This is a genomic window from Bacillus sp. FMQ74, assembly GCF_001875785.1.
Taxonomy (GTDB): Bacteria; Bacillota; Bacilli; order Bacillales; family Bacillaceae; genus Bacillus; species Bacillus stercoris.
Genome location: NZ_MOEO01000012.1, coordinates 25,091 through 42,356 on the forward strand (window position 1 = coordinate 25,091; position 17,266 = coordinate 42,356).

Annotated in this window: 23 protein-coding genes; 22 read left to right on the forward strand and 1 reads right to left on the reverse strand. The window is 34.5% G+C overall.

Going from position 1 to position 17,266, the window contains the following annotated elements; genetic code table 11:
- The first annotated feature begins 77 nt into the window (after positions 1-77).
- The 21 genes from BLL41_RS18555 to BLL41_RS18655 all read left to right on the forward strand — a co-directional run bounded on the left by BLL41_RS18555 (position 78) and on the right by BLL41_RS18655 (position 16,245).
- Positions 78-1,049 carry an ATP-binding protein gene (locus tag BLL41_RS18555; protein WP_071578988.1) on the forward strand — a complete coding sequence of 324 codons (972 nt, stop codon included), beginning with the start codon at positions 78-80 and terminating at the stop codon, positions 1,047-1,049.
- A gap of 42 nt (positions 1,050-1,091) precedes the next feature.
- Entirely contained in the window at positions 1,092-1,562 is a 471-nt protein-coding gene (locus tag BLL41_RS18560; RefSeq protein WP_071578989.1) for a hypothetical protein, read from the forward strand.
- A gap of 14 nt (positions 1,563-1,576) precedes the next feature.
- Entirely contained in the window at positions 1,577-3,091 is a 1,515-nt protein-coding gene (locus BLL41_RS18565; RefSeq protein ID WP_071578990.1) for a replicative DNA helicase, read from the forward strand.
- A gap of 15 nt (positions 3,092-3,106) precedes the next feature.
- Complete coding sequence (locus BLL41_RS18570) at positions 3,107-4,243, forward strand: hypothetical protein (protein WP_071578991.1); 1,137 nt, start codon at positions 3,107-3,109, stop codon at positions 4,241-4,243.
- Positions 4,243-5,973 (forward strand): single-stranded-DNA-specific exonuclease RecJ, encoded by a 1,731-nt coding sequence (gene recJ / locus BLL41_RS18575; RefSeq protein ID WP_071578992.1) that lies wholly within the window; start codon positions 4,243-4,245, stop codon positions 5,971-5,973. The genes BLL41_RS18570 and recJ overlap by 1 nt, the downstream gene beginning before the upstream one ends.
- Before the next feature lie 12 nt (positions 5,974-5,985).
- The gene (locus BLL41_RS18580; RefSeq protein WP_071578993.1) at positions 5,986-9,915 is read left to right on the forward strand and encodes a PHP domain-containing protein; all 3,930 of its coding nucleotides are present in this window, start codon (positions 5,986-5,988) and stop codon (positions 9,913-9,915) included.
- 33 nt (positions 9,916-9,948) lie between these two features.
- Positions 9,949-10,665, forward strand: coding sequence for a 3D domain-containing protein (locus tag BLL41_RS18585; RefSeq protein WP_083428075.1), 717 nt, complete (start codon positions 9,949-9,951; stop codon positions 10,663-10,665).
- Between the two features lie 108 nt (positions 10,666-10,773).
- The gene (locus BLL41_RS18590) at positions 10,774-10,932 is read left to right on the forward strand and encodes a hypothetical protein (protein WP_033885423.1); all 159 of its coding nucleotides are present in this window, start codon (positions 10,774-10,776) and stop codon (positions 10,930-10,932) included.
- A gap of 36 nt (positions 10,933-10,968) precedes the next feature.
- Positions 10,969-11,166, forward strand: a complete 198-nt coding sequence (locus tag BLL41_RS18595) for a hypothetical protein (RefSeq protein WP_071578995.1) — start codon at positions 10,969-10,971, stop codon at positions 11,164-11,166.
- A gap of 32 nt (positions 11,167-11,198) precedes the next feature.
- A complete protein-coding gene (locus BLL41_RS18600) occupies positions 11,199-11,414 on the forward strand; it encodes a YorP family protein (protein ID WP_071579064.1) in 216 nt (71 codons plus the stop codon).
- Positions 11,407-11,562: a hypothetical protein gene (locus BLL41_RS18605; protein WP_010331040.1), complete on the forward strand. Its 156-nt coding sequence runs from the start codon at positions 11,407-11,409 to the stop codon at positions 11,560-11,562. Before BLL41_RS18600 ends, BLL41_RS18605 begins: the two co-directional genes overlap by 8 nt.
- Complete coding sequence (locus BLL41_RS18610) at positions 11,562-12,059, forward strand: nucleoside/nucleotide kinase family protein (protein WP_071578996.1); 498 nt, start codon at positions 11,562-11,564, stop codon at positions 12,057-12,059. The genes BLL41_RS18605 and BLL41_RS18610 overlap by 1 nt, the downstream gene beginning before the upstream one ends.
- 8 nt (positions 12,060-12,067) lie before the next feature.
- Complete coding sequence (locus BLL41_RS18615; RefSeq protein ID WP_071578997.1) at positions 12,068-12,586, forward strand: 5' nucleotidase, NT5C type; 519 nt, start codon at positions 12,068-12,070, stop codon at positions 12,584-12,586.
- Between the two features lie 31 nt (positions 12,587-12,617).
- Complete coding sequence (locus BLL41_RS18620; RefSeq protein ID WP_071579065.1) at positions 12,618-12,737, forward strand: hypothetical protein; 120 nt, start codon at positions 12,618-12,620, stop codon at positions 12,735-12,737.
- 47 nt (positions 12,738-12,784) lie between these two features.
- A complete protein-coding gene (gene dcm / locus BLL41_RS18625) occupies positions 12,785-13,690 on the forward strand; it encodes a DNA (cytosine-5-)-methyltransferase (protein ID WP_071578998.1) in 906 nt (301 codons plus the stop codon).
- Positions 13,691-13,733: 43 nt separating this feature from the next.
- The gene (locus tag BLL41_RS18630) at positions 13,734-13,952 is read left to right on the forward strand and encodes a hypothetical protein (RefSeq protein ID WP_003231092.1); all 219 of its coding nucleotides are present in this window, start codon (positions 13,734-13,736) and stop codon (positions 13,950-13,952) included.
- Between the two features lie 2 nt (positions 13,953-13,954).
- Complete coding sequence (locus BLL41_RS18635) at positions 13,955-14,320, forward strand: hypothetical protein (RefSeq protein WP_071578999.1); 366 nt, start codon at positions 13,955-13,957, stop codon at positions 14,318-14,320.
- A 39-nt stretch (positions 14,321-14,359) separates the two neighbouring features.
- Positions 14,360-14,587, forward strand: coding sequence for a hypothetical protein (locus tag BLL41_RS18640; RefSeq protein WP_071579000.1), 228 nt, complete (start codon positions 14,360-14,362; stop codon positions 14,585-14,587).
- Between the two features lie 14 nt (positions 14,588-14,601).
- Entirely contained in the window at positions 14,602-14,799 is a 198-nt protein-coding gene (locus BLL41_RS18645) for a hypothetical protein (protein WP_010331048.1), read from the forward strand.
- A 187-nt stretch (positions 14,800-14,986) separates the two neighbouring features.
- A complete protein-coding gene (locus BLL41_RS18650; RefSeq protein ID WP_071579001.1) occupies positions 14,987-15,745 on the forward strand; it encodes a hypothetical protein in 759 nt (252 codons plus the stop codon).
- Between the two features lie 287 nt (positions 15,746-16,032).
- Positions 16,033-16,245, forward strand: a complete 213-nt coding sequence (locus BLL41_RS18655; RefSeq protein ID WP_071579002.1) for a hypothetical protein — start codon at positions 16,033-16,035, stop codon at positions 16,243-16,245.
- 92 nt (positions 16,246-16,337) lie between these two features.
- Here the strand turns inward: BLL41_RS18655 and BLL41_RS18660 are convergent, their stop codons facing one another.
- Positions 16,338-16,487 carry a YjcZ family sporulation protein gene (locus BLL41_RS18660; RefSeq protein WP_071579003.1) on the reverse strand — a complete coding sequence of 50 codons (150 nt, stop codon included), beginning with the start codon at positions 16,485-16,487 and terminating at the stop codon, positions 16,338-16,340.
- Positions 16,488-16,619: 132 nt separating this feature from the next.
- Here BLL41_RS18660 and BLL41_RS18665 point away from each other — a divergent pair, with 132 nt between their 5' ends.
- Complete coding sequence (locus BLL41_RS18665; protein WP_071579004.1) at positions 16,620-17,168, forward strand: metallophosphoesterase; 549 nt, start codon at positions 16,620-16,622, stop codon at positions 17,166-17,168.
- Positions 17,169-17,266 lie beyond the last annotated feature (98 nt).

Here is a 17,266-nt window from a genome sequence, read left to right on the forward strand (position 1 = left end):
AATAAATCGTTATTCTAATACATAGCTGGGGTGAGCTCCGACTCACCCAACAAATTTAAAATAAAAGGAGAACTAAAATGGCAATCGATATTTTCAACCCACAAGTTTCTGTAGTAGCAAAAGGATTAGAAGGAAAAGTTATCACAATCTACGGTTCTAACAACTTAGGTAAAACTAAGCAAAGCACTCGGATGAAGAAACCGTTATATCTGCCATTCGAAAAAGGATTAAATGCCATTGCCGGTGTCCAATTCATGCCTATCAATAGTTGGGCTGATTTTAAAAAGGTAAACAAACAGTTAACTAAAAATGCTGAAAAGGCCAAAGAAATGTATCAGACAATCATTGTAGATGAAGTAGACGCTTTTGCTAAATATGCGACTAGATATGTCTGCGAGCAATATGATGTAGAACGGATTAAAGATGGTAATGATGGGTTTGGCCTTTGGAAAGAGTATGAAACTGAAGTATGGGAAGAAATCAATAAATTAATTGGCGTAGGATTTACGGTTATCTTTATTGCTCATGCTGCTGAAGACAAAAAAGGCAAAGTATATCCGAAGGGGGATAAACGAGTTTTAGCTCCAGTAATTGATAACAGTGATATTGTTCTCTATCTAAGTTCTAATGGTGTTGATGAAGATAGAAAGGTAATTAAATCAAGCGCCTGGTTGGCTGAAACTGCAGAGCATTTTGCTCGTAGCCGATTTGATTACATTGACACATACTTACCTGAATTTACTGCAGAAAACTTAGAAAAAGCAATTATTGAGGCAGTCGAGAGACAGGAGCAAGCAGAAGGAATTGTTGCTGTTACATACGAAGAGCAAAAACAAAACAACGCTTCAGAAGAACTTGATTTCAACTCATTAATGGATCAAATTAAAGAAATTGGCATGAAGCTTAATGAAGAAGGTCGTTTAGAAGAAGTTAATGAGATTACAGAAAAACATTTAGGTAAGGGTGTAAAAGTTACTGAGTGCAGCCGTAAGCAAGTAGGTGTCATGTCTGTAATTCTAGATGATCTAAAAGACCTTCTAGCTGAATAAAAGAGGAGGGATTATTCTCTCCTCCTTATTAGGAGTGATTATTTGGGGAGACAAGTTAAATGTCCATATTGCGAGACCAAGTTAGACAAAGACTCAGCCATTCCTTATAAAAAAAGATATTACCATGAAAAGTGTCTCAATACCTGGAAGAAAGAAGCAGATCATAGAAAAGAGTTAATTCAATACATATGCAATTTATATGGTCTTACATCTCCAACTGGCATGATGTTGAAACAAATTAAAGAGTATCAAGAGGAATATGGGTATAAGCTTAAAGGCATTGAACTAGCGCTTAGATACTTTTATGAAACTTTGGACAATCAACCCAGAGAAGGAGATGGCATTGGAATCGTTCCTTTTGTATATGACGAGGCAAAGCGGCATTACATTAGACAAAAAGCCATACGAAGATCAGCTGAAGACCCAAAGAATCATAAAAGAGAAGAAATTACTTTGGTCATAAAAAAAGGAATGAGAAAGAAAAGAGGGTTAGTTGATATCTCAACGCTATAGGAAGGAGAGTCCATTTGCTACAAGACAAACAGGCAATAATTCAAGTTTTAGGGAGCATTTTAAAAGATCCCACAATCTTGTCAGAGAGCAATAAATATAAGATAACTTCGGATGATTTTCCTTCAAGGTTTCATTCAATATTATTTTTTGCCATGAGCAACCTATTTCATCAAGGAACTGAAGTATTGAATGAGGTTGAAATAGATGGATATCTAAAGGATTACGATATTCAATATAAAATTTTCCATGATAATAACGGTCTTGAATATATAGAAAGAATTCAAGAGTTGGCAGTTGTCGAAAACTTTGATTACCACTATAAAAGATTAAAAAAGTTTAGTCTGCTTAGAGAAATGGATGGCTTGGGATTCGATATTAAGGAAATATATGATGAATCTCTGATTGACCCAAAAGAACAGGAAAAGATGCAAGAACAGTTTGATAAGAAGTCGATTGATGAAATTTTGACAGCTTATGAAATGAAGATTGTAGACATAAAAGAAAAATTCAGAACTTCATCTGAAAGTGTAGGAATCCAGGGCGGAGAAGGTATTAATGAATTATTGGATTCATTCGAAGAGTCGCCGGATATTGGAGTTCCATTAAATAGCGAAATGCTCACCTCAATTTTTCGCGGATCACGGAAGAAGAAGTTCTATCTGCGCTCAAGTATTACAGGTGGCGGTAAAACAAGAAACATGGTCGCTGACGCTTGTCGCTTAAGTGCAACCGAACTTTATGATCCTAAAAAGAAGGAATGGGTATCAAACCCATGGAGTGAAAGTTCTACGGTTATTTCAACAGAAATGATGGCCGAAGAATTGCAAAGCTTAGCACTTGCCTACATTAGTGGTGTAGAAGAGAAAAAAATCCTTAGAAACACAATCAATGAACAAGAAAAACAACTTGTGCGTAAGGCTGCTAAAGTTCTTCAAGAGTCTAACATATGGTTCGAACATCTGCCTGATTTTAATATTCAGGAGATTGAAAGAACCATTGAAAAGAACGTCATTAAAAACAATGTAGAGTACGTTTATTTCGATTATATTCATTCATCAGTAACAATTTTTTCAGAGATGAGCAAAAAAAGTGGGGTCAACTTAAGAGAAGACCAAATTCTTTTACTTATGTCGGATAAGTTAAAGGGCTTATGTAACAAATACGATGTCTATATGATGAGTGCAACTCAGTTGAATGGTGATTGGAAAGAAGCATGGTTAAAAGGACAAGTAATAGATGCTTCTTACTTGAGAGGAAGTAAGGCCATCGCAGATAAAACAGATGCTGCAATGATAATTCTTCCTTTAAGTAAAAAAGAGAAGGATGCAATTGATCCAATCTTAAAAGAAGGATTTTATCCAGAGCCAAATTTTGTTACACATGTATTTAAAAATAGGGGGAATGAGTATGACAAAGTTAAAGTCTTCTCCCATATCAATATGGGCAACATGCGGATTAAGGACTGTTTCACAACAAATCTTGACAATGAACTAATCACAGTTGAGAAATTGAATATAAAAGTAGGATGAGGGGTGTAGCGCCCTTTGAAGTATGATAAAGACAGAGTAAAAGAAAGCCTGACCATCGAGGATATACATAAGATTTTAAAAGATTTAGGTAGTGAGAACAATCAGTGGGATCAACAAGGAAACCCTATTTACAGAACCGTTTGTCACAATGCTTCTGGTGGGAGCTATAAGCTGTATTACTATCATGAAGCAAAACAGTTTCACTGTTATACAGAGTGTGGAGATAATTTTGATGTCTTTGAACTTGTAATAAGAGCAAAAAGCCAAAAAGGAATTAATATCTCTTTTAATCAGGCTATCGAATATGTTGCTAAAATAGCGGGAAGAACGTTTGGATTCGGGAATAGAGAGACATACATAAACAATGATTTGATTGATGACTGGGAATGGATGGGGAAGTTCAAAAAAAAGAAAAAAATACATATTGAGCTCCCCAGCTTTAATGAAACGGTTCTAGATGTATTTGTGCCTCATCCTCACCAATTGTGGCTAGGTGAGGGAATAAGTCACAAGACATTAAAAGAGTTTGAGATTGGGTACTATTTTAGACCACATACAGAAGGGATTACCATACCTCATCGGGATTTAAATAATAGATTGATTGGTATACGTAGGCGCTCAATGATTAAAGAAGAAGTTGATGCAGGCTATAAATATATGCCTTTAAAAGTTGGAAATACCTTATATAATCATCAAACGATGATGAATCTATATGGATTACATAAAACAAAAAGTTCGATTGAAAGGTTTAAAAAAGCACTAATTTTTGAATCAGAAAAGTCAGTATTAAAATGCCAGGACTTTTATGGAGAAGCAAATTTCACGTGTGCAGTCTGTTCAAGCAATATTTCTAATTTTCACCGGGATATTTTATTGTCTCTTGGTGTTGAAGAAGTTTTTATTGCTCTAGATAAATACCGACCACCAAAAGAACATGAAACAGAGGAGAAATATCAAGCAAAACTGGTTGAATATCAGAAAAAAATTCTTAAACTCGCAGCAAAATTTACTCCTTATGTTCGTGTGTATGTTTTGTGGGATTATGAAGACTTACTGGATTATAAGGACAGCCCAGCTGATAAGGGAAAGGAAACTCTAGAGGAGCTAATGAAAAGGAAAATTGAGATTGGCACAGATGAAGGGGGAATTTAATGGAGTATAGACTAATTGGCGACAACGATTATAATTTCGATCCTTTGGCTACTATCTTGAAAAATAGAGGCATAGAAGATCCAAAGCTGTTTGTTAATGTTGATCAAAGTTCAGTTATTCATTATTCAAAATTAAATAATATCGATAAAGCTGCAGATTGTCTGATTAAGCATTTAAAGAATAAAAATAAATTGTTTGTTCAGGTAGACAGTGATGTTGATGGATATACATCCAGCTCAATCATTATAAATTACATAAAGAAGATTTGTCCGAAAGCTAATATACATTACAGAATTCAAGATGGGAAAGAACATGGAATTTTTATTGATACAGTTCCTGATGATGTTGACTTAGTCATAATCCCAGATGCAGGCTCAAGTCAATTTGAGGAACATGAAACTCTTAATAAGAGAGGCGCAGATATAATCATTATTGATCACCATGAATGTGAACGAGTGTCTGAACATGCGATCGTAGTAAATAATCAACTTTCACCTAATTATTCAAATAAAACCCTGACAGGTGCAGGGATGGCCTTAAAATTTTGCCAAGCAGTAGATGAAAAGCTAAATAAAAATGAAGCTGAACAATTCTTAGACCTTGTATCTATTGGTAACATTGCAGATTCGGCTGATTCAAGAAACCTTGAAACCAGGTATTTTATGTATGAAGGCTTGAAGAAAATTAAGCATCCATTATTAAAGAAGCTATTTAAGAAGCAAGAGTTTTCAACCAAGGGTGACAAGAACATACAGAATACACAATTCTTTATTAACCCCTTAATTAACGCTGCCATTAGGGTTGGAAGCAGTGAAGAAAAAGATCAAATGATGAGAGCATTCTTACTTTCTAAAGAAAAGGTTCCCTACAAAAAACGTGGACAAAATGGTACTGAGCTTGTGTCAATTCATGATGACACGGTTAGGATTCTAGGAAATCTAAAGGCAAAGCAGAAACGAATTGTTGATGCAGCTGGAGCTGAAATTAAAAATAGAATAGAGGAGAAAAATTTAACAGCGAATAAAGTACTCATTGTTTACATTGAAGGGATTCTAGATAAAAGCCTAACTGGACTGGTGGCCAATCAGCTTGCAGAAGAATATAAAAAGCCGGTCTTGTTAGCTAGGAACGATCCAAAAAAAGGTAAAGAGATCTTGAGTGGCTCTATACGAGGATATGACAAAGGGTTTATAAAGGATTTTAAGAAAGTGCTTATAGATACTGGATTATTTGAGTTTGTTGAAGGTCATCCAAATGCAGCTGGTTTTGCAATTAGACGAGAGAACTTAATCCTGGTAAACGAAGCGCTAAATGAAAAATTTAAAGACATAGATATCGAAGAAGATATTCAGAATGTTGATTTTGAGATACCAGCAAAACGATTGAGAAAAGAATTTATCCTTCAACTTGATGGTTACAAAGACTATTGGGGTTACAAAGTAGAAGAACCATTAATAGCAATAACGGATCTTGAAATTGATGTCGAACAAATTGAACATTTAGGAAAAAAGAATAAGACAACAGTTAAATTCAAGCATGGTGATATTGAATACATAAGATTTAAAAGCGATGAGAACTACTTTAATCAGCTTACAGAATCAAATGGAACGTTAGTCATAAATGTAATTGGTAAAGCAAAGGCAAATGAATACAAAGGCAAGAAAACACCTCAAATCGAGATTTATGAATTGGAGGTGGTTCGCACAAAACAAAAAGAACTTGTGTTTTAAGGGGGAGAAAAGTTGATAGGATGTCACTGTCACACTGATAAAAGTAACATAAGACTACTTGATTCAACAAACTCAGTTGAAGAATTGCTTAAGACAGCGGTTCAGATGAATTATAAAGGGTTAGCTATTACTGATCATGAGGTTCTTTCAGCACACTTAGAAGCAATTAAGACTGTCAGAGAAATGAAGAAGAAAGGGGATATGCCTGCAGATTTTAAACTCATATTGGGGAATGAAGCATATTTAGTCGATTCAATAGAAGAAGTCCGCGATAACTATAAGTCAGGACAGACAAAGTTTCCTCACTTTTTAATGTTGGCAATTGACCCTATAGGACATGAGCAGCTAAGAATACTGTCTTCACTAGCCTGGGAAAATTCATTTTACACAGGAACGATGGAAAGAGTGCCAACAGTTAAAAAGGATGTAGAAGAGCTGCTTAGCAAAAATCCAGGACACATTATCGCTACAACAGCTTGTCTCGGCTCTGAGGTGAATATCAATTTACTCAGAATCAAAGAATGCGAAGAAAGCGGAGATATTCAGTCAATCAAGCAGCACAAATTAAAAATTCATGAGTTTATTACATGGTGTATTAAAGTCTTTGGGGAAGATAAGTTTTTTATTGAGCTTCAGCCAGCTTTAAGTGAAGAGCAAATTTATTGTAATAAGAAACTTGTTGATATAGCCAACGGCTATGGATTGAAAATGATTGTCACAACTGATGCACACTTTCTTAGACCGGAAGACAGGGCAATTCATCAAGCCTTTTTAAACGCCAAGGATGGAGAGAGAGAGGTCGACTCTTTTTATGAGGCATGTTTTGTTCAGAATGTTGATGAAATTCATGAGAGAATGGGCTACATGGACAAAGAAATCATCAATGAGGCCATTGAAAACACATTACTAATTGGAGAGATGATTGAAGACTATACTATTGAGCACGAACCAATTATTCCAAAAATGGCTTTACCTGAGTTTGAATTATCCCATTTGTTCAAGCCGGCTTATGAGAAATATAAATATATAAAATTAATGGCAGAATCTGATGAAGAACAGGACAGGTATTTGTTAAAGCTAATTGAAGATGGTTTTAAGGCAAAGTTAATGAAAAAGGATATGTCTAAAAAAGAGTTGTACTCAATTTTAAAACGGATTGATTTAGAATTGGGTGAGCTATGGGAAATTAGTGAGAAACTAAAACAGGCCATGTCATCTTATTATGTTACCGTCCGAGAAATCATCAATACAATTTGGGATGATGAATGTGGAGGGGACAGCTTAGTTGGAGCAGCAAGGGGGAGCGCAGCAGGTTTCTTAGTAAATTACTTGTTAGACATTACGCAAATTAACCCAATGCAGTACAACCTTCCTCATTGGCGCCACATACATAAATCGAGACCAGATTTGCCAGATATCGATATTGATACTGAAGGATCTAAGCGTCCAAGAATCTTAAAAGCATTAAGGGACAAGTTTGGAGTAAAAAGAGTACTGCAGATTTGCACTTTTGGAACTGAGAAATCTAAATCTGCACTTCAAACTGCTTGCAGAGGCTTAGGGATTGATAACGATATTTCTCAATATTTAAGTGGAATGATTCCATTTGAAAGAGGAGCCAACTGGACTCTCTCCGATTGCTTCTTTGGCAATGAAGAATTAGGAAGAAAGCCTATTAAGGAATTTATTAGAGAGGTTGAGGGATATCCTAATTTGAAAGAAACCTGTCTTAAAATTGAAGGTTTAACTAACAAACGATCTTCTCATGCAGCTGGTGTTCTAATATTCAATGATGAATATACCAAATCAAACGCAATGATGAGGACACCAAAAGGAGCATATATCACACAGTTCAATATGGGCGACAGTGAAGCAATGGGTTCAGTTAAATATGATTTATTGACTATTGAAGGCTTAGATAAAATTCGAGTAGCTTTAGATCAGCTTATTGAAGACAATCAAATAGAATCTCAAGGAACTTTGAAAAGAACTTATAATAAGTATCTGCATCCAGATACTTTGGAGTACAACTCTAAGAGAATATGGGAAATGGCTGGCGAAGGAGAAATAATGGATTTGTTTCAGTTTGATACAGAAGTGGGCAACCAATCCGTTGTTAAAGTTAAGCCGAAAAATTTATTGGAAACAGCTGTAACGAATTCTTTAATGAGACTGATGTCAGAAGGAGAAGAACAACTTGTAGATACATATGTAAGATTTAAAAAAGACATCAACCAATGGTATCAAGAAATGAGAGATCACAATTTAAGTTCAAAAGAAATAGATGTACTAAAAAAACATCTATATAAACCAGAAGAAGGTTTATACGGGATAGCAGATACACAGGAATCAGTTATGATGCTATCCATGGATAAAGAAATTGCTGGATTTAGCATTGAAGAGTCTAATAAGCTAAGAAAAGGGATAGCCAAAAAAATCAAAAAAATGATTGATGAAATAAAGAAAATGTTATTTGAGAAAGGGCGAAGCTTAGGAACATCTGAAAACATGTTGAAATATGTTTGGGATGTCCAATTTAAAAGACAATTCGGATACTCGTTCAGCACTCTTCATACTCTTGCTTACTCTATTATCGCTCTTCAAGAATTAAACCTTAACTATAAATACAACCCATTGTACTGGAGTACAGCGTGTCTAACTGTAAATAGCGGTGGTATTGAAAGCGAAGAAGATCAGGCTACTAAAAAATCAGCGGCTACAAACTATGGGAAAGTGGCCGCAGCTATAGGGAATATTAGAAAAAGAGGAATCAAAGTTGATTTACCTGATATTAATAACGCAAATTTTGGTTTTAAAGCAGATATAGAAAGTAATTCTATTGTATTTGGATTAAAAGGAATGAATGGAATCGGAGACGATGTTGTTCATCAGTTAATTGCGAATAGGCCATACAGTGACTTTAACGACTTCATGGAAAGAATGTTTAGAAGTCGTATCCTTAAAAAGGGACAAGTAATTCAACTAATAAAAGGCGGTTGTTTTGACTCTTTTGGTAATAGACAAGAAATAATGAAATCTTTTATTGGACAGATATCTGAGCCTAAAACCAGGCTTACTTTATCAAATTTAAAAATGCTAATTGAAAATGATATTGTTCCCCAAGAGTATGCCTTAGAAGTTAGATTCTTTCGTTTCAAAGATTACATTAGCAAAAAGATATACAAGACAGTGAAATCTCCAAAAGACAGGCTTTTCTTATTAGATGATATGTCATCCAACTTTTATAATCAGCATTTCAGTGAGAGCGGAATTGTTGACATGATTAATGGACAGCTAGTTGTATCAGAAAGAGTGTTTAGAAAAGAATATGACAGCAAAATGTCCAAAATCAAAGACTGGATAACAACAGAAGAGCCACTGAAGAAATTGAATGATTGTTTATTAATAAAAGAGTGGGAAAAATATGCCGATGGATCATTAGGTAAGTGGGAAATGGATTCATTGAGCTATTATTATAATGACCATGAGCTTTCTGGAGTTAACTTTGCCAAGTATGATATTGCTGACTTTTATAAACTGCCAGAAGATCCGGTCAAAGGTAAACCTTATCAATGGAGAGGGAAAACTCTATATGAATATGAGACCACACGGATTATAGGCACTGTTTTAGATAGGGATAAAAACAAACATACAATTACTCTTCTAACACCTACAGGGGTGGTTACAGTTAAACAGTGGTCGGGCAGCTTTAGTCATTACAATAAACAGATTTCTAGATCCATTGGTGGCGGAAAGAAAGAGGTAGTCGAGAAATCTTGGTATACCAGAGGAACATTGCTCATGTTTACTGGTTTCAGAAGAGGTAACAATTTTATTCCGAAGGTCTATAAAGATAGCATATATAATCACACTGTCTGCAGAATCGATTTTGTTGATAATGAAGGCAATATGAGCTTGACAACTAAAAGGGCAGAAATATAAATTTTAACTGATGAGATGATAGGAGAGATGAAAATTTTCAAAAAACTTATAGACAAAAATAAAAAATATGTATATTATAGAATTAACGAAATAACACTTTTTGCTACAATTGGTTTGTTAGGAGTAGGGCTCGTATATAGCACTAAAAACTTGTATACACATCAAGCCAATCAAGTCTCAATAAAAGAGTCATTTTATTCAGATAAAAAAGAGGTGAGACAAAAACTTCTTCACGAAATTGACGTTCCAAGAATCCTTCCCAGGCTAAAAAGTGAGGAAGAAAAGCAGGCTGAAAGTAGAAAAAAGTATCTAAATGCGACGATTACATATCTAACAGAAGAAAATAAAAAAGCAGCAAAACATACAAAAACAAAAAATGTGCAAAAAACTAATAAAAAGAGAAGTAAAGATAAATCAGCTTCAAAAAGTACTTATGCCAAGGCAATGAAGAGTCATGAAGTTGTAGCCACTGCTTACACAGCGTTTTGTTCTACAGGGTGCACAGGGAAAACAAGAACCGGCTATGATGTATCAAACACATCCTATTACAATGGAAAAAGAATAATCGCTGTTGATCCAGAAGTAATTCCTTTGTATTCATTAGTTCAAGTTTCATATGAAGGGAATAGCTTTCAAGCATATGCAATAGATACAGGAGGGGACATAAAAAACAATCGTATTGATATTCTGATGGACAGTGAAAAAGAAGCCAACGCATTTGGTCGTAAAACTGTCAGAGTTAGCTGGTAAATCGATCCAAATGACTGAAAGGTATAAACATTTTAAAAATTCGTTCGATGCAATACATAACATGAAATATATCCCAAGGAAAACTATTACATAGAGAGAGTGAAGAGGATGTTCATTTTAGATAAAGAGGCCAGGGTCAAATCAACTGGGGAGTGTGGGGTTATTGAAGCCATTTACCCTGAAACAAAGACAGTGGAACTTTGTTATTATGATGGAACTTATGATGAAAGGAGTTTTGATGATGTTGTTATGGCAACAAGTAGTTAAAATTTCAAGACAAAATTAAAAAATAGGGTGAGATAAATGAAGTGTATTCAAATTGAAATGTCATTTACAGACGAATATGGACAGGTAACCAAATTAAATAAGACTTATAAACCGTCCATTATCGAAGAACATAAGGGCGAAATTCCAGGATTATTGTTAGATGATTTCAAGAGGTTTTTGTCGTCACTTGGATTTAATGAAAAACAGGTATCTAGAATAATAATAGAATATTAAGAGGTTTTTTATTGAAGGGAGGTGGTATTAAATTGCCTAAATACTGGAGTTATCCTGTTGGACTAGCTGTAGAGATTAACAATAATGCACGTTATGGATGCCCACATCATGTTGGGAGAAAAGGAAAGATTATCGAGCATTTACATTCAGTTACATATGACTATGCAGTTAGCGATGAAACAGGTGACATTACTTACTTTAAAGAACATGAATTAACACCACTAAAGGGAGGTTTAACTTATGTTTAAAAAAGGTCAAAAGGTGATTGTTGATTTTACAGATGAGATTGGAGCTGTTGCGAAAGTTGATTATCGATACAATCAGGTGGAAGTGAAGTATCCTGATGGTACTTACCAGGTTGTTGGATTTCATAAAATAAGAAAGGTGGAGGATTAATGGCATTAATTATCTTGGAGGGGCCTGACTGCTGCTTTAAATCAACAGTTGCATCAAAGCTAAGCAAAGAAATGAAGTATCCAATTATCAAAGGTTCAAGCTTTGAGTTGGCCACAAGTGGAAATGAGAAGTTATTTGAGCACTTCAACAAATTAGCTGACGAAGACAATGTGATTATTGACCGGTTTGTTTATTCTAACTTAGTTTATGCAAAGAAATTCAAAGATTATTCGATCCTTACAGAGCAACAGCTTAGATTTATTGAGGATAAAATTAAAATAAAAGCGAAGGTTGTATACTTACATGCTGATCCAGGCGTTATTAAGAAAAGGTTGAGTATACGTGGAGATGAGTACATAGAAGGAAAAGATATAGATTCAATTTTGGGGTTATATAGAGAAGTTATGAGCAATGCGGGATTACATACATATTCATGGGATACTGGACAATGGTCAAGTGACGAAATTGCTAAAGACATAATCTTTTTAGTGGAATAGGGGAATTTATGAAAAAAGTAATTGCGATTGACATGGATCAGGTATTAGCTGATTTACTTAGTGATTGGGTAGCTTACATTAACACACACGATGATCCTTTTCTCAAAGAAGAAGACATCTTTTGTTGGGATATAAAAAAATATACAAATACCAACAATAATGTTTATAGACATTTAGATTACGATTTGTTCCGAAATCTTGATGTTATAGAAGGCAGCCAAAGAGTAGTAAAAGAGCTGATGAAGAAATATGAAGTATATATTGTGACTACTGCAACAAACCATCCAGAGTCCCTTAAAGCAAAGCTTGAATGGCTCACTGAGCATTTTTCATTTATCCCACATAGCAATGTAGTGCTTTGTGGCAATAAAAGCATAATTAAAGCAGACATCATGATAGATGATGGAATACATAACTTGGAATCATTTGAAGGAATGAAGATTCTATTTGATGCTCCCCATAACAGGAATGATAACAGATTTATTCGTGTTATGAACTGGGAAGAGATTGAACGAAAATTACTTTAAAATATCTCATTTAGCCAGAAAGGAAAAAACAGTGGAACGTTTTATTAAAAGATTGTCAGCTTCTTGTGAGTTAACAATTCATCACAAGATATATCAAATTATGAACGAAGCAAAAACAGAGTTTGAAAAAGTGCTAAAGAAATTAAAATAAAAGATCAATTTTATTTAGAATGAAAATAAAATATATGGAGTGGTTAGATGAATGTATTGAGTTTATTTGATGGAATGAGCTGTGGACAGATTGCGCTGAATAAGTTAGGGATTGTCGTAGACAACTATTTTGCTAGCGAAATAAAAGAAAATGCTATTAAGGTTACTCAGTATAATTACCCCAATACAATTCAACTTGGAGATGTAAAGTCGTTAACTGATGAAAAACTTGAATCCCTCCCAAAAATTGATTTATTGATTGGTGGAAGTCCATGCCAGGATTTAAGTCCGGCAATGAAAAAAAGGAAGGGGCTAAAAGGCAGCAAATCTCAACTTTTTTGGGAATACATTAGGGTTCTAAATAAAATTCAACCAAAGTACTTCTTGTTAGAAAATGTAGCTAGAATGAAAAATGAAGATAAAGAGGTCATAAACGAGACTCTTGGAGTAAAGCCAATTAGGATTAATTCAAAACTTGTTTCGGCTCAGTTAAGGGATAGATTGTATTGGACAAACCTACCTAACGTGTCACTTCCAAAAGACAGGGGCATTAAATTAGAACATGTCTTAGAAACTGGGTTTACTGATCGAGAAAAATCGAGGGCATTGTTAGCTAGTGATTCAAGGCCTTTAAAATCAAAGGAAAAAATGTGGCATAGATATAAAAACACAGGCTTTACAACCATTGTGTTTGAAAATGGAATAGAAGATACACATAATATTAGGTACTTGAATCAAGTTGAACTCGAAAGGTTGCAAACTGTACCATCTGGTTACACGAAAATTCTTAACAGAAATCAAGCAGCAGATATCTTGGGAGATGGTTGGACGGTAGATGTTATTGCGCACTTATTTAAAGGACTCAAAGAGGAATACATAATGAAGGAAGTTAACTTGGATTCAGCACAAAATATAGAGCTTGATGAATTATACATTGAACAAATAACTGTATAAAATTTGTCTTTTATACAAATTTAAAATTAGAGGAGTAGATCGATTGGATAGTTACCCAGAGTCCCTAAAAAAAGAGACAGAGGAGATTAAAGAGCGTGTTAGGAATGGAAATATCAAAGAAGACAGGATTAAAGAAATTGCAGAAACGACAGTTGAGTTTTTGAAATCAGAGGAGAAAAGACATAAATACTTTTCTGAAGTTGCTGCAGCTATGGCTGATAACTTAAGTGAGTTTTTCAAATCGTATCTAAAAGGAGAGTGAATATGCTAACTGATCAAGAAAAAATTGACTTGGTAAACGCTCTTGATTTTGTAGTTATTGAACCACATACACAATGCATTTACGTACATAACGATGAAAAGACCAATGGAGTATTAGCTAAGGTTTTGCACACTATTTCAGTAGATGAGTATATTGAGAGCTTTAAGAAAGGGAGTCTAATTGATATCTTTCCAGCAGCAATGCAAGAAGCCGGTGCGGAAGGATTTAAAGATGGCCAGTTTGTGATTATGCCAAAGAAATTTTATGTTGATCAATGTTATGCGATGAGTAAGGAAATCGAGCGGTTAACTAACCTAATCGATCTACACAATATCAAACCAAAAACATATCGAGGCTTGATTCATTAAATTGTTTCAAGAAAAAACGAAAGGATAAAGGGATGTTTATTGAAAAAGTATTATGTAAGGTGTAAAGACAGCAAAGGTGAAAATGCGTCTCTAGTTATTGAGGCGCTATCACCTGAACATGCAAAAGAACAAGCATACGAAGTACATAAGGTAAGGGATATTTATAATATAAGCCTGGGAGAAGGAAAGTCAAGGAATTACCTAGAGCGAAAATATTCCCCATACATAAAAAATGACAACGGCAAGGCTATAACTATCTTTTCATAAGGGAGGGCGGCTCCATGCGAATATCTGATCCAATAAAAGAAACTCTCGTACAAAATATGGATCAACTTAGTAGTAAAATCGATGAGTTGTTCATATACCTTGAAAATGAGTTACCTTCAACAACTGAAAGGCAATGGAAAACTATAGACAAAAAATTCGGTGAGGTTTTTACTAAATCTAACGAATTACAAAATTACATAAGTTGTTTATAAAGGTGAGCAATATCCCTTTGAGTTAATGACATCTGTGATACTTATTATTCAAAATCGCCTTTGTTTCTTAACAATTATTTATATGATTGGTAGCATTTATTAAAGAAAGAAGGTGATTTATGAGATTGTCTGTTTGATAAGTATTGGTGCCAGATGAGAATTATATTTTTACAAAGGGGTTATTTTAATGAACAAGTCTTTTTATCGAACGATTATAGCATTAGTTGCCGTATTTGTGCTGGCCTTTGCAACATTTCCTCAAAATAGTGATGCAAAGAGTACAATCTCAACAGATAATATTGACAAGGATAAGGTAAAATCAGAAGCAGAATTTATTGCAGATCACACTATTGATGTGAGCAAAAAGACTAAGGAAAAACTTCTTTCAAAGGCAAATAAGGCAATTGAAGACGGAGACATTAAGTATCATAAATCAAACGAAAAAGTATTTGATAATGCATCAGTTAGGGCTATCAAGTATGATGATGGTACAGTAACTTATTCAGTTTCTTATTTATACATGGACACTGAAAAAGTAGATAGAGTTAGTTCATTCAATATTTCATTTGATAGCGAAATGAATATAGAAGAATACTATGAAGTTGATATGAAGAAAATAAGCAGCACTCAAAACGAAATGACTTATTGGGTTAATGGCGTTAAGGATGAAGACAAGTCTGGTGTTTTTGAAACAGAAAAATCTTCAGAAGATCAAACAAGCTCATCTAACATGATGAGTACTCAAAGTTGGACTGGATGTGTATCAGATTGCTTAGGTGATAAGAATATTAGTCAATGGGCAATCACTGGTTTAGCTATTTTATGTGGAGCTGCATGCACAGCTGGTGTTCCAGCAACAGCAGGAACTGCTTGCTATGCTTGTGTAAATACTGCTGGTATTATTGGTGTAAATGCATTCTTTGATTGTATGGAGAAGTGTAAATGATCAATATCTTAAGTAAAATACTATTTATTTTGTCTGGTTGTGCATTGTTGATCTTTGGGATAATTTTAAATAATGGATCAATGGCTTTTGGATTGTTTGCCTTATTCTTCATAGCGGCAATAATTGTTCGTGTATTTCATAAACGAACTCAAGACCATTAGCAGCAGCCGTATTGTACTGTAGGGGAGGAAACTCTCCTACTCTTGAAAAATAGTTAAAAAAACAATAGACAAATACAAATAATATGTATATAATTAAAATAAATTAAAGGCAAAGGGAGAGGGTTAATGAATCATATATGTGAAATCTGTAAAGAGTACATAAACGGAAAAACAATTTGTCTAAGGATCAAAGATGATAAAACTTATGAAGATTTCAATTGCTGTGAAGATTGTGCCAAAGTGTATTTCGAAAGAGTGAAGAAGGAATGCAGCAATTTAAGCGTTAAAAAGACATTAGAATATTTAAGGCTAAACAACAAATACAAAATAAGTGGATAAAATATCCCTTTTATCGTGATTTGTTTTCAAAAGTAAAAACGCCATAAAAAATTCTTATGGCGTCTGTCGAACAGGGAGGTGCTTATACCAAACTAGATTGGAACCCCCTCTGGATAACCACCAAAGAAAGAAGCTCCAACAATGATTAACAAAATGAATAGCACCACGATCAAAGCGAAGGAGCTGCCATAACCGTTTGAGTAACCGTTATTTCCGTTAGAGTATCCACCGAAGAATCCCATATTTCCACCTCCTTTAGGGAGATAGAACATGATATGCGGAACGATATATTTCGACATGGATTTAAGTCTATATAAGAAAAAATGAAGTTTTTGTCTAAAATTCAGCTCAATTGATAAGAAAGGGATGATCAAATGAAAAATACATGGTTCATCAGTGATCCACACTTCGGCCATAAGAATATCATCAAATATGAAGGTGATAAACGATCATTTAAAGATACTGAGCATATGGACAATGTGATCATTGAGAATTTCAATAAAACAGTTAGCGAAGGTGACAAAGTCTTTTGGCTTGGAGACATGTTCTTCTGTAATTCTAAAAGAATCGAGTACATAGTAAGTCGGTTAAAGAAAACTAGAAACATCCTTATTAGAGGAAATCATGATAAAGGAATTTCAGATACAAAGTTTAGAAGATTTGGTTTTGATCCACATAGGATGTATCTCTATGAGGATTACATCCTTACTCATGAACCAATTTCCCAGGAGAATATGAGCAGATTAATTGAGGATTTTAAAGTTTGCTGCAATGTGCATGGGCATACGCACAGTGAGGAAACTGGTCTAGAAAAGCTAAGTCATGTATGTGTAAGTGTTGAGAATACCGACTTTAAACCAGTTACGATGGATTGGATAAATACAAAAAGGTGGGAGGGTGTAAGAAATCCTTATTGGAAATAGAAATTAATTTCCCGGGTAAGCGCAGTAAACGACAAATCCAAACAGAAAACGAGGAGTTGCTAACAGTAAAGTCTGAATAAAATTCAATTTTTAAAGAG

Coding starts and splice junctions, on each gene's coding strand:
- BLL41_RS18555 (WP_071578988.1), top strand. CDS start 78: ATGGCAATCGATATTTTCAACCCACAAGTTTCTGTAGTAGCAAAAGGA.
- recJ (WP_071578992.1), top strand. CDS start 4,243: ATGGAGTATAGACTAATTGGCGACAACGATTATAATTTCGATCCTTTG.
- BLL41_RS18590 (WP_033885423.1), top strand. CDS start 10,774: ATGTTCATTTTAGATAAAGAGGCCAGGGTCAAATCAACTGGGGAGTGT.
- BLL41_RS18595 (WP_071578995.1), top strand. CDS start 10,969: ATGAAGTGTATTCAAATTGAAATGTCATTTACAGACGAATATGGACAG.
- BLL41_RS18605 (WP_010331040.1), top strand. CDS start 11,407: ATGTTTAAAAAAGGTCAAAAGGTGATTGTTGATTTTACAGATGAGATT.
- BLL41_RS18610 (WP_071578996.1), top strand. CDS start 11,562: ATGGCATTAATTATCTTGGAGGGGCCTGACTGCTGCTTTAAATCAACA.
- BLL41_RS18615 (WP_071578997.1), top strand. CDS start 12,068: ATGAAAAAAGTAATTGCGATTGACATGGATCAGGTATTAGCTGATTTA.
- dcm (WP_071578998.1), top strand. CDS start 12,785: ATGAATGTATTGAGTTTATTTGATGGAATGAGCTGTGGACAGATTGCG.
- BLL41_RS18635 (WP_071578999.1), top strand. CDS start 13,955: ATGCTAACTGATCAAGAAAAAATTGACTTGGTAAACGCTCTTGATTTT.
- BLL41_RS18645 (WP_010331048.1), top strand. CDS start 14,602: ATGCGAATATCTGATCCAATAAAAGAAACTCTCGTACAAAATATGGAT.
- BLL41_RS18650 (WP_071579001.1), top strand. CDS start 14,987: ATGAACAAGTCTTTTTATCGAACGATTATAGCATTAGTTGCCGTATTT.
- BLL41_RS18655 (WP_071579002.1), top strand. CDS start 16,033: ATGAATCATATATGTGAAATCTGTAAAGAGTACATAAACGGAAAAACA.
- BLL41_RS18660 (WP_071579003.1), bottom strand. CDS start 16,487: ATGGGATTCTTCGGTGGATACTCTAACGGAAATAACGGTTACTCAAAC.
- BLL41_RS18665 (WP_071579004.1), top strand. CDS start 16,620: ATGAAAAATACATGGTTCATCAGTGATCCACACTTCGGCCATAAGAAT.